Annotated in this window: 11 protein-coding genes; 5 read left to right on the forward strand and 6 right to left on the reverse strand. The window is 62.7% G+C overall.

The window, feature by feature from the left end; all coding sequences use genetic code 11:
• Positions 1 to 3: 3 nt before the first annotated feature.
• From ACN0WF_RS13905 to ACN0WF_RS13930, 6 genes are all read right to left on the reverse strand, one after another.
• The gene (locus tag ACN0WF_RS13905) at positions 4 to 507 is read right to left on the reverse strand and encodes a nitrate reductase cytochrome c-type subunit (RefSeq protein ID WP_417280664.1); all 504 of its coding nucleotides are present in this window, start codon (positions 505 to 507) and stop codon (positions 4 to 6) included.
• Positions 480 to 2,981 (reverse strand): periplasmic nitrate reductase subunit alpha, encoded by a 2,502-nt coding sequence (gene napA / locus ACN0WF_RS13910; RefSeq protein WP_417773368.1) that lies wholly within the window; start codon positions 2,979 to 2,981, stop codon positions 480 to 482. Before napA ends, ACN0WF_RS13905 begins: the two co-directional genes overlap by 28 nt.
• Positions 2,978 to 3,232, reverse strand: a complete 255-nt coding sequence (locus ACN0WF_RS13915; protein ID WP_417773369.1) for a chaperone NapD — start codon at positions 3,230 to 3,232, stop codon at positions 2,978 to 2,980. The genes napA and ACN0WF_RS13915 overlap by 4 nt, the downstream gene beginning before the upstream one ends.
• Positions 3,225 to 3,731, reverse strand: coding sequence for a ferredoxin-type protein NapF (gene napF, locus ACN0WF_RS13920; RefSeq protein ID WP_417773370.1), 507 nt, complete (start codon positions 3,729 to 3,731; stop codon positions 3,225 to 3,227). The genes ACN0WF_RS13915 and napF overlap by 8 nt, the downstream gene beginning before the upstream one ends.
• Positions 3,732 to 3,738: 7 nt before the next feature.
• Positions 3,739 to 3,921: a periplasmic nitrate reductase, NapE protein gene (gene napE / locus ACN0WF_RS13925; RefSeq protein ID WP_417773371.1), complete on the reverse strand. Its 183-nt coding sequence runs from the start codon at positions 3,919 to 3,921 to the stop codon at positions 3,739 to 3,741.
• A 190-nt stretch (positions 3,922 to 4,111) separates the two neighbouring features.
• Positions 4,112 to 4,303: a hypothetical protein gene (locus tag ACN0WF_RS13930; RefSeq protein WP_417773372.1), complete on the reverse strand. Its 192-nt coding sequence runs from the start codon at positions 4,301 to 4,303 to the stop codon at positions 4,112 to 4,114.
• Between the two features lie 666 nt (positions 4,304 to 4,969).
• Between ACN0WF_RS13930 and ACN0WF_RS13935 the strand changes: the two genes are divergently transcribed.
• The 5 genes from ACN0WF_RS13935 (at position 4,970) to ACN0WF_RS13955 (ending at position 11,981) form a co-directional block, all read left to right on the forward strand.
• Positions 4,970 to 7,369 (forward strand): hypothetical protein, encoded by a 2,400-nt coding sequence (locus tag ACN0WF_RS13935; protein ID WP_417773373.1) that lies wholly within the window; start codon positions 4,970 to 4,972, stop codon positions 7,367 to 7,369.
• 334 nt (positions 7,370 to 7,703) lie between these two features.
• Complete coding sequence (locus ACN0WF_RS13940) at positions 7,704 to 8,735, forward strand: ABC transporter ATP-binding protein (protein WP_417773374.1); 1,032 nt, start codon at positions 7,704 to 7,706, stop codon at positions 8,733 to 8,735.
• Positions 8,732 to 9,760 carry an ABC transporter permease gene (locus ACN0WF_RS13945; protein ID WP_417773375.1) on the forward strand — a complete coding sequence of 343 codons (1,029 nt, stop codon included), beginning with the start codon at positions 8,732 to 8,734 and terminating at the stop codon, positions 9,758 to 9,760. Before ACN0WF_RS13940 ends, ACN0WF_RS13945 begins: the two co-directional genes overlap by 4 nt.
• Positions 9,757 to 10,644 carry a thiopeptide-type bacteriocin biosynthesis protein gene (locus ACN0WF_RS13950; protein WP_417773376.1) on the forward strand — a complete coding sequence of 296 codons (888 nt, stop codon included), beginning with the start codon at positions 9,757 to 9,759 and terminating at the stop codon, positions 10,642 to 10,644. Before ACN0WF_RS13945 ends, ACN0WF_RS13950 begins: the two co-directional genes overlap by 4 nt.
• Complete coding sequence (locus ACN0WF_RS13955; protein WP_417773377.1) at positions 10,641 to 11,981, forward strand: YcaO-like family protein; 1,341 nt, start codon at positions 10,641 to 10,643, stop codon at positions 11,979 to 11,981. The genes ACN0WF_RS13950 and ACN0WF_RS13955 overlap by 4 nt, the downstream gene beginning before the upstream one ends.
• Positions 11,982 to 11,991 lie beyond the last annotated feature (10 nt).

An 11,991-nucleotide genomic window follows, 5' to 3' on the forward strand; every position in this document is an offset into this window, starting at 1 on the left:
GGCTCACCGATCCCCGGCCGGTTTCGGCCCCAGTTCGCTCATGTCGACAAAGGTGTTCTTGACCAGCGGCGACACATCTCTTTGAGGGACATGGCACATGGTGCAGAAATAGCGACGCGGTGACACGTCCGCGAGCATCTGCCCCTCCCGGGTCATGAAATGGGTGATGCTGATCATCGGTGCTCCTGCGGCTTCCGCAAACTCGCGCCGGTGACAGGACAGGCAGCGGTTGGCATTCACGGTGAGCTGATAGCCCTCGATGGAGTGCGGGATGACGGGCGGCTGTTCCGGGTAAGCCCGGGTTTTGCGGACATCATCCGTAACCTGCTTGGGAACCGGCGGGGCCGCAGCGTTTTCCATCGGGTGCGTTTCGCCCGTCAGTCGCGGAGCGTCCTGGGACAGGGCAGGGATGGCAAACGCGACGACACATGTGAGGATCAGCGCGGCGACGGGCCACGTTTTTCCTGCCGTCTCTGGTTTCAGACGGCGGCTATCTGAACAGCGCATTTCTTGAAGTCCGTCTGTTTGGAGATGGGATCGGTCGCGTCGAGCGTGACCTTGTTGATGAGCACGCTGGCATCGAACCACGGCACGAACACCACGCCGCGGGGCATGCGGTTGCGGCCCCGGGTTTCGACCCGCGTGCGGATCTCCCCACGCCGCGAGCGTAGAACCACTTCCGCCCCTTGGTTCAAGCCGCGCTCGCGCGCGTCCTGCGGATGCATGAAAACCCGCGCGCCGGGGAACGCTTTGTAGAGTTCTGGAACACGCATCGTCATCGAGCCTGAGTGCCAATGCTCGAGCACACGGCCCGTCACCAGCCAGAGGTCGAACTCGTCATCCGGACTTTCCGCCGGAGGCTCGTAGGGAACGGCGAGAATGACCGCTCGCCCGTCGGGTCGGCCGTAGAACTCGACCTCTCGTCCCTTGCCGACATACGGATCGTAACCCTCGCGGAAGCGCCAACGCGTTTCCTGACCATCGACCACCGGCCAGCGAAGGCCGCGCTCCTGATGATAGCGGTCGTAGGGTGCGAGATCATGCCCGTGTCCCCGCCCGAACGAGGCATATTCCTCGAACAGCCCCTTCTGGACGTAAAAACCGAAATGCTGAGATTCCTGGTTCGCGTAGTCGGGATTTGTCTCGGACAGTGGGAACGCGTTGACGTTGCCGTTCTCAAACAGAACCTCGTAGAGGGTCTTGCCTTTGTAGGAGGGATTTGCGTCGAGAATCTCCTGTGGCCAAGCATCATCGGTCGTCAGGCGTTTCGAGAACTCCATGACCTGCCAGACATCGGATTGAGCCTCACCTGGCGCATTGACAAGCTGGTGCCAGACATGGGTGCGCCGCTCAGCATTGCCGTAAGCCCCTTCCTTCTCGACCCACATGGCTGCGGGAAGTATGAGATCGGCCGCCATCGCCGTTACAGTCGGATAGGCGTCCGAAACGATGATGAAATTGTCCGGATTGCGATAGCCCGGATAGGTCTCGCCGGAGCTATTGGGAGCCGCCTGGAGGTTGTTGTTGACCTGTATCCAGTACCAGTTGAGCTTGCCGTCATGGAGCATCCGGTCTTGGAGAACGGCATGATAGCCGGGTTTCTCGGGGATCAGACCTTCCGGCAGCTTCCACGTCTTCTCCGCACGCCTTCGGTGCTCCGGGTTCGTGACCACCATGTCCGCTGGCAGCCTGTGTGCGAAGGTGCCGACCTCTCGCGCGGTGCCGCAGGCCGACGGTTGCCCCGTCAGCGAGAACGGGCTGTTGCCCGGTTCGGAAATCTTCCCGGTCAACAGATGGAGATTGTAGGCCATCTGGTTCGCCCAGACGCCACGAACGTGCTGGTTGAACCCCATGGTCCAGAGCGACATCACCTTCTTGTCAGGGTCAGCATATAGTTCGGCGAGTTCGAGCAGGAAATCCGGCTCGACGCCGGAGATCTCTGACACCCGCTCCAGCGTGTATTCGGCGACATGCGACTTGAATGCCTCGAAGTCGATCGGCTCCATCTTTCCGGCTGAGGCGGCACCGGTTGCACGCTGTTGCAGCTCGTGCTCGGGACGAAGGCCATAACCGATATCGGTCTGCCCTTTCATGAAGGTCGTGTGCCTGTTTACGAACTCCTCGTTGACCCGCCCTGTCTGTATGATGTGGTTGGCGATGAAGTTCAGGATCGCCAAATCCGTTCCCGGCTTGAACACGATCGGGATGTCGGCCAGATCCATCGAGCGGTTTGTGAAGGTTGACAGGACCGCACAGCGCACATGCTCGTGGCCCAGCCTGCGGTCTGCCAGACGCGTCCACAGGATCGGGTGCATCTCGGCCATGTTCGAGCCCCACAGCACAAAGGCGTCGGCGTGCTCGAAATCATCGTAGCACCCCATGGGTTCGTCGATGCCGAAGGTGCGCATGAACGCGACGGCGGCGGATGCCATGCAGTGACGCGCGTTGGGATCCAGGTTGTTGGAGCGAAGCCCCGCCTTCATGAATTTCTGAGCGGCATAGCCTTCAAAAATCGTCCACTGACCGGAACCAAACATGCCGACGGCCTCTGGACCCTTCTCCTTCAGAACTGCCTTCGCCTTCTCGGCCATCACATCGAAGGCCTCGTCCCACGACACGGGTTCAAACTCGCCGTCTTTGGAATAGACACCGTTCTTCTTTCTCAGAAGCGGCGTCGTCAGCCGATCAGCGCCGTACATGATCTTCGAAAGGAAATAGCCCTTGATACAATTGAGGCCTCGGTTGACCTCAGCCTGGGTGTCGCCGTGGGTGGCCACGACCTGTCCTTTCTTCACGCCGACCATCACGCCACAGCCGGTCCCGCAGAAGCGGCAGGGAGCCTTCGACCACTTGATGTCGAGAGACTGGACGCCGCCCGGAACGGGCTGTCCGTGCGCAGGCACGCTTATCCCGGCCGCCACGGCAGCAATTCCGGCCGCCTGCGCTCTGATGATATCGCGTCTCGTCAGTTCGAGGTTCATGAGGTGCCCTCCTCGACGTGTTCGAAAACCATGTTTGCTGAGATGACGCCGTCCAGCGTTGCAATCTCCGTGAGTCGTCCCCCGACCATTTCCCGGGTGGCTCCCTCCAGGAGGATCACGAGCTTGGTTCCCTTGCTGGCCGTGACCTCGATGTCGGGCATGGCGGAGAGACAATCCCGCACGCCTGCAACGCGATCCGGCATGGCGGTCACAACGGCACTGGAGATCACGAACGTTGGAATGTCAGGCATTGGCGACCTCACGCATAGGGGCGAGCCCGGTCGCGCCGGCCGGACAGGGGGCGATGCAGGCCCCGCAGCCCGTACAGGCGGAGGCATTGATTTGGGGAAGAAAGGGCCCGCCGATGCGCGGAGGAAACCTGATCGCCATTTCCGGGCACGCATCGCCACAAGACCGACAGGTCACGCCTGCATAGGTCAGGCAGGAGCCTGAGATCTCCACGACATGCTCGAATGGTATGGTGGACAGATCGAACAGGTGTTCCGGACAGGACTCGGCGCAAGCGCCGCAAAAGGTGCATTCGCCCTGCGTGAAATCCACCGTCGCGGTTCGTTCCACAATGTGCACCACACCGGTTGGGCAGGCTTCGGTACACGAGCCGCATCCGGTGCAGCCAAGTATGGCGTCCTCAAGTAGCCATGGCGGACGTAAGGAGGGTGTCGGAAAAGGTGTGTCGCACCTGCCGCCAGTAAGAAAGAAACGCCTGGAGAGGTCGGTAGGTCGTTCCATGGCGGCCTCAGTGCAGCCCGGCCGGTGGCCCGGGTGGCCCAAAAACGATCTGGCTCATCCATACAATAAAACCAAATCCGCCGACGACACCTACCGCAATAAAGGGCCAAACCCCGAATGCAAGTACGAGGAATGCGATAAGTTCAGAGCGCCGGCTCGGGCGCATTCCGTCTTGTCGCGGGCTGGACATAGGACCGACAATCCTTTCATATCTTTTTACAATTGTGTCTCATATTCCTGATATTTTCAAATTACAGAAAAATATCTATTTAAGGATTTGGGGAACTATACGGTAAGTATATGATTTTTCTTGATGATCAAGGTGGAGAAATGCAACCAATGGCTGTGTTCGCTGTGGCGTCGGTGGAACCGATGGAACCTTAGCGCCGCATCCAAACCGCATAGGCCTCGCCGCCAAGCCCGTCGGACCTGCCATGGGTGGCGATCTGGATGCCCGGCAGCGACGCGTTGTTCTCCTCGAACGCCTGTTTGATGCGGCTGAAGACGATGATGCCAAGGATGTTGGTGTTCTGCGTCATGCCGCCCGGCATCGAGGTCGCCTTCGCCATCATGGAGAGGGGCCGGGTTGGCCGCTGGCTTTCGTGGCGAGAGAGGTGGGGGCAATTCTCTTTCGCCGTGTCCCAAAGGCACGCGGGGAGGGGGTGCCGAAAGGGGCAGCGCGAGCTCTTGCCAGCTCCTGCAAAGCTGCCGGCATCTAAGTGGGACGCCAGGCGTGGCGGAGTTAACGCCAGCAAGGGGCATGGCTGAAGACGCTGGAAAACGAGATCGCTTGGCTCAAGCCACTGGTTGCCGCCCCGCCAGGCAACACGTTGTCGCGTGAGTTTCCCGATGGGGAATGGCAATGGCCGTGCTGCATCCGTTGTGACCGCGCCGCGCTCTTTGCGCTTCTCTCCATTTTCGATCTCGCGGCGTCTTGATATATATCTATATATATATCGAATATAAATGTTATTTAGTCACTGACAAAAATATCTATACGTATTATTTGATGGCGATCCTAATATATGTATTTTCTGCATTTCCTATCAAAGGTAAGAGTGTCTTGACAGTTGGGGAATGTCATTTAGGATTGTGCAAATCAGCCACCTGACACGCCGTGATTGCATCTCGTGCGTCGTCGGTCAGCCATCGATGGATGTTGAGGCAGGGTTCGCCCTCCTGAGCACGTTGGCGGGGCGGTGGCTGTGGTTCTCTCTGGGCTTTTTCCAACGCGGGCTTTGCTTGGCGCCTTTCTGGCGAGGCTCGGCCGCCAGTGGCTCAGCTTCTTCCTGCTGTTTGTCGTGCTTGCTGCCGCGATGGCGGTCTGCGTCGTTCTGCTTGGCGCCGTCCGGTATTACTTCGCGCCGGGGCGTCTGGTCGACGCCGATCTGTGGCGCATAGACACCGTCTGGACGTCCGGCCATACCAGCGAAAGCGGGCACTGGGCCACGTCACCCGACCCACTGGCCCGTCTGATCCGGCAGGAGCATGGGGCGCTGGCAGTTGCCGGACGCTTTACTCCGGTGAGATCGCAGGTGGTGATTGATGAACTGTCGCTGCCGGGCGGTGCCGTCTTCCGCAGCGACCAGCCCTCGCTCGCGGTGTTCGACTGGAAGATACAGAAGGGGGCATTCGCGACCGGACAACCCGGGCCGGGCGATGCTCTGATCAGCGCCACCGAGGCGCGACGCCTGTTCGGGAAACGCGATCCGATCGGGCTGCGTATCTCCCTCTCCCGGGTCGACAGGCATGGCCAGGCATCGACCCATACCGTCGCGGCGGTGTTCACCCCTTTCGCGGAGAACGCCGTTTTTCGACCGGACGTGGTTCTCGTCGATCCGGTGCCCGGCGCGATTGACCGCGACCTGCTGCCCAGCTCCCTGCGCCAGTTGCCGATGGAATGGCTACGCCCGAACGCCTACACCTTCGTTCGTATTCCGGGCCAGGGCGCGCACGAGCGGGCGGAGGTGATCGCCGCGGACCTGACCGCCCGCGCACCGTATCTCGGTGGATGGGTGCCGGACTTCAGGGCGCGGGCGGCGGCCGACATCTGGCTGTCGAACGGGGCCTACGAGGAACTTGTGGCGGCCATATCGCCGGCCCTGGCGCGGTTGCTGTGGCTTGGCGCTGCGGTTCTCGCTTGCGTCGCGCTGGCGGCCTTCGGCTATGGGGTCGCCCTGGCGCGGCTGCAGACGGCGGCATTGTTCGAAACCCTGGGCAGTCTCGCCGTTCCGCCGGCCGCCGGCCGGATGGCGCTCGCGGGTATGATGGCGGCGGCGGCGGTCGGCTTCTGCACCCTGGGGATCGCCGGAGGCATCTGGCTGTCCAGGCTGGTCGCGAACCTGCTGAGGATGGATCCGTCCGCCTTCGCGATCACGCCACGGGAGGGCATTGCCGTCCTTGCTGCTTGCGTTTTCGTCTTCGTTGCCGTCGGCCTGTTGTCGCTGACCCGCCGTCCGACCGCCTCCGTGCGGGCCCGCCACCGCCCCCTGCCGCTCTGGGCCACTTTCGTCGTCGGCAGTACGGCGGCCGGTCTCTCGCTCGTGCTGCTCCTGCAGCAGCTCTATCTGGCGCGGCAGGACACCGGCATGTCACTGGAGGGCACGCTGGCCCTGCGGGTCGACCAGGACGGCGTCCTCGGCATCCGCCACGATGCCTTCCGGCAGGAGTTGCTGTCTCTGCCGGGCGTGCGCGAGGTCGGCTTCGCCAAGACACTTCCCGGCACCCTGCAAGACTACAGCTACATGGAGCTTCGCGCGGCCACCGACCGTCGGAAGACGGAAAAGCGCTATCAGGCGCTGTCGGCGGATGCGGGATTCCTGAGAAGCATCGGCGTGGAGTTGATTGCCGGGGAGCTGCCGGAGAACTGGCGGGAGCGAACCGACCAGGCCGTCCTCAACCGGAGCGCTGCCGAGCAACTTGGCTTCTCCGTCCCGGAGGAGGCTGTTGGCCAGACACTGCTGAGTTTCGACGGTGGCCCGCGTGTTCGCCTGCATGTCGCGGCCGTGGTTGAGGATTTTCGCCTGAACGGACGGCATGTCCCGAACTCGCCGCTCGTTGTCTATCACGATGCCAACCTGTTTCGCGCGGTTACCATCCGCTTCGACACCATCGAAGGGCCTTCCCGGCTTGGGGAAGTCGTCCCGGTTTGGTGGCGGCTGTGGCCGCATGTGACGCCTTCGCGGATCGAGCTTTCGGCACTTTACGGGGCGGCGAACCGACCAGCGGAAGGTGTCGCCCTGCTCATCCTGGGAACCTGGATCACAGCCCTCTTTGTTGTCGGCGGTGCGCTGTTCGCGGTGATCCGCTTCCAGTCGGTCACCTGCCGGCGGGAACTTGGTCTGCGCCAGTTGCTTGGCGCACGGCCGGTGCAACTGGCGCCGGTCCTGGCCAGTCGTCTGGTGATGCCGCTGCTATGCGCAATCCCCTTTGCCGGCGCGGCCACGATCATGCTCGGCCAGGCATGGCTGTCTGGGCAAGCGGAGCGGATCTCGGCGGTGTCGCCAGCCGTGCTTGCGATCGTCTTCCTGGGGCTCGTTCTTTCATCCGTACTGGCTCTCGCGTCTTGCATCGCGGTCGAGCTCTTTCTCATATCTCGAAGAGATCAGTTCTCATCAATTGCGAATGGAGGTGCATGAGAAAATCAATCTGAATTTTCAGTATTATGATAAGTAATGCAAAATTTTACTTACGTTAAACATGAGAAGGAGGAATGAAATGCGGCATGTTCTTGATATTTGTGCCCCCTCTCATTCGGAGGTCTACGAAAGCTACATCGAGGAAATCGAGCCGACTTTGGCTCGGGCTACCACCAGCGACTGTCTCTCGACCGGAACGACGGTCGGCAGCGGTGCCGGTTCAACAGTCGGAAGCTTCTTCTGCATCGGCTGCATAACGGGCACGGGCGGTTACGACTCGGGCTGTAGCAGCTGCCACGAATGAGTTGAAGTCCTCCCCGGAGATGAGAGTTCGATGACCAATTCTAGTGTTGTTGCGGCACTGCGTGGCGGCTCTTCTGTCACGCTCGGGCGTAGCCGGCTTCGCATCTCCGGGGATCCCGTTCCGTCGGGGCTTGTCTCGAGCGGGTTGTGCAAGCGCTATGGCGGGCAGGTGGCGCTCGACGGCGTCAGCCTCGAATGCAGGGCGGGGACCCTGACCTCGTTGCTCGGGCCGAACGGGGCGGGAAAGACCACCCTGCTCGAAATCCTGGTCGGGTTGCGCAAGCCCGACAGCGGCCGGACGACGATCCTGGGAGAACCCTATTCGAGCCTGTCGCTCGACCGGCGGCGCAAGGTCGGTATCGTGCTGCAACACCAAAGCCTGCCGTCCCTGCTGCGCACCGACGAATATCTGGCGATGGTGCGCAAGGCCTATCGCAGCCAGGATCTGCCTTTCTCGCTGATCGAGGCGTTTTCTCTCGACGGCGCCTGGAAGAAGAGGATCGGTCAGCTCTCCGGCGGCCAGCAGCGCAAGCTCGCGCTGGTTGCCGCGCTGGTGGGGGACCCGTCCGTCCTGATCCTTGACGAGCCAACGGCGAGCCTCGACCCGTTCAGCCGCCTGGCATTCTGGAAGGAGTTGCGGCGGCTGTGCGACAGGCAAGCCGCGCCGTCCGCCATCCTGCTTTCCACCCACGACATGGCCGAGGCGACCGAGTTGAGCAGCAATGTGGTGATCCTCGAGGACGGCCGGGTGCGCGAGACCGGAACCCCGGACGATCTGATCGCGCGCAACGGGCACCCACCGCGCCTGACGATCGCGCTGATCGACGCGGAAGTGGCGGGGCGGATCATCGACGCCGATGCGGACATGCGGACGAAGCTGACGCTTGAGACGTCGCGGGAAGGCGTGGCGCAGGTGGTGTTCGAAGCCGGGTATCTCGACGGCCTGCTTGCCTCGCCCTTGCGCCCCCATCTCGATCTGGCGCGGCTGGGCCAGCGCCGGTCGACGCTGGAGGACGTCTTTGTTGCCCTTCTTGGGCCGGAACGGAAGGAAGCACGGGGATGAACGCGCCACTGCTCGCCATCCTGATGCTCAACAATTTCCGCGAATATCTGCGTGATTTCACATCGAGCTTCTTCACTTTCGTGTTTCCGCTGATCTTTGTCGTGATCTTCTTCCTGACGGGGTCCGGCGGGAGCGGATACGGCCCGCTGCCGCTCTCCGTCGAGGGGGACGTGGACACGCCGCAGGCGCAGGCGGTCATCGAGGCCCTTGCAGCGGTGCCGTCCGTGCGCGTGCTGCCGGCAGGCCGTACGGGGGCCGGCACCGTCATGATCACCGTGGCAACCGACGGCCGTGTCGGGCTTGTGATCGCGGCCGACCCGGTGCTGGCACCGACGCTTCGCACCATCGCGCTGGCGGCGGCCGGCCGCCGGGCCGATCCGGCGCCTTTCGACTACAGCTTCGAGCCGGTGCAGCGGACGTCCGAACTCGTGCAGTTGCTGCCTGCATTCTTCGCCATGTCGCTGCTGCAGCTTGGCTTGTTCGGAACCTCGACGCCGCTGTTGCAACAGCGGGCACGCGGTGTCTTCCGCCACATGAAAACCCTGCCGATTACCGTGTTCCAGATCGTCGTGGCGCTGCTGACCACCCGGTTGGTGATCGCACTGGTGCAGATGGCCGGCCTCTATGCCATCTCGACCGCCTTCTTCGGCTTTCGCATCGAGGGCAGCGGGGTGCTCTTCGCCGCGCTTCTGACGCTGGGAACCTGTTGCTTTGTCGCCATGGGCTTCGCCCTTGGCGGCATCGTCCGCAACCAGCAGGTCGGCATGCTGCTGACGCTCGGGCTCAACTTCCTGATGCTGAGCTTCGGCAACGTGTTCTTCCAGGTGCCGCCTGGCGGTGGCCTAGCGCTGATCTCGGGCCTGCTGCCCATCACCTACCTTGTCGAGGGGCTGCGGATGGCGGCGACAGGCGAAGCGCAAGGCGTCTCCCTGGAAGTCGCGGTCGCCGTGCTGGCGGCGGCAACACTGGTGCTGACGGTGGTCTCGGTTCGTTTCTTCAGGTTCGACATGGAGCGGGGGACATGACTGTGTCGCATGGCGCAAGCTGGATCTATTTCAAGCTCTACCCGGGGTTGTTCGGTTCCGGCTTTGATCACCTCGTCGCCACCGACCTGGCGCAAATCGGTGCCCGGCCAGAGGTTGGGAAATGGCACTTCCTGCGCATGACCGATGATGGCGGGCCGCATCTGCGCTTGCGCTTTCTGCCGGCCTCCCCTGAGGCGCTACAGTCGCTTGCGGTGCAGCTCGAGCGGCAGCTCAGCACCTTGGTGTCGGAACTGGCGGTCACGCCGGAAAGTCCCTTTACCCCGCTTGTCGGCACTGCGAGGGGGGCCGGGCCGGCCCCCGGCTTTTCGCGCGCGCTTGTCCAGCGCGACACCTATGAGCCGGAAACCGGAAAATACGGGACGGGCGAGATGCTGGAGGCCTGTGAGACCCACTTCCAGCTGTCGAGCGAGATCGCAGCGGCGATCATCGGGGCGGAGCTTCTGGAGGGGCGTTCGCGCAAGTGGATGGCTCCGCTGCTGATGGCGCGCTGCGTGCAGCTGTTCGACCTGCCGCGCTCCACCCACCAGTTTCTGGCGGACTACAGCGATTACTGGATGCGTGGCGCGAATGCGGCGCAGTCCCAGTTCGACGAGAAGATCACCGAGATCCGCAAGACCGCGTTCGATCCGCTCGACGCCGGGGCGCTACTTACTGACGATGAGACGGCGCTGCTCGCAAAGTGGGAGATCTCGGTGCGGGCCATGTCGCGGGCCGCAGCCCATCACATGCCGCAGAACGACAATTTCCGCGACCAGCTTGCCTTCAATCTCTGCCACCTGATGATGAACAGGCTCGGCTTCCCGGCGGCGGACGAGGCGTATCTCGCGCGCCTCGTCTCTGCTTTCGACGGGGTGGCGGCATGATCGAGGTTTTCGAGCGGAACGATTTCCGCACCCGGTTTTCATGGTCATCGATCCTCAGCCCCTCCTGCGGGATCGTACGGAGCGTCGCACCGATCGATGACGAGGAACTGGGCGTGCCGGACTTCCGGCGGCGCACCGCAAGGCTTTGCAACGTGTCGCTGAGCTATCCCTGGATTCGCGCCGGCGACGGAAGCAGCGCGGCTGCGACGCTGACCGCCGGCAATGGCGGTGATCTGAACGCCGACATGGCCTATGTTCGCGCCGTCGCCGAGGCCGCCGAGCGCTACGCCAGCTCGATTTTCGACGAAAACGACTACATCCTCACCAGCGCCAATGAGTTGGGATCAGCGGCGCTGGATCATCGCCGCTGGCCGAAATGCGATGCAGCCGAGCTTGCCGATCCGCATTGTCAGTTGCATGCCTTCGATCCGGACCGGCCAATCCGTTGGGTCGAGGGGTATTCCCTCACACAGGGGCGCAAGGTCTGGCTGCCGCTGGTGATGTCGCACCTGGTGTTCGAGTTGCTGCCGGGGGAGGCGTTCTGGGCGCCGATCACGACGGGGATCGCCATCCATAGCTGTCCCTACCGGGCGGCCGTCTCGGCAATCTGCGAGAGCATCGAGAGAGATGCCATCGCGCTCACCTGGATCTGCCGGCTGCCGTTGCCACGGCTCGTCGTCGACTCCGAACCTCCGGAGCAGGCGGCTCGCACGCTGGCGCGGATCGGCACCCTGCCGCTGCAACATGAGTTTTACGACGCGACGACCGATCTCGGCGTGCCGACCGTCTATCTGCTGCAGAAATACGAAGGGCATCCGCAGCTCTCCACTTTCGTCGGCTGCAGCACCGAGTTCGACCCTTGGACTGCCTATGGCAAGGTGGTGCGCGAAGCCTGTGTGGCGCGTACGGCGATCCCCTTCTTCCAGGACATCCCCGACGATCCGCTCCACTTCTCGCGGCTGGAGTATGGTGCAAGCTACATGGGGCGGCCGGAACAGGCAGCCGCCTTCGACTTTCTGTCGACGGGGCGGCGGGAGACCCTGATCTCGAGGCTTGGCCCCGATTGCGGTCCGGATCCTCGCGATGAATTCGACTGGCTTGTGGCCCGCTTCAAGGCGCTCGATTTCGAGTTGACGCTGGTCGACCTCACGACCGACGACCTGAGGGAGGCCGGCCTGAGCGTCATCCGCGCCTTCACTCCGGATCTGATGCCGCTCGATTTCCTGCCCTCCGCCCGATACCTCGGCCACGCGCGGCTTCAAAGCTACCCGCCCAAGGCAGGCTACGGGCATTTCGACCGGGCTGCCGCCAATCCCTATCCCCAGCCGTTCGCGTGAAAGGAACAGA

Origin of the sequence: Stappia sp., assembly GCF_048268045.1 — a bacterium.
Taxonomy (GTDB): Bacteria; Pseudomonadota; Alphaproteobacteria; order Rhizobiales; family Stappiaceae; genus Stappia.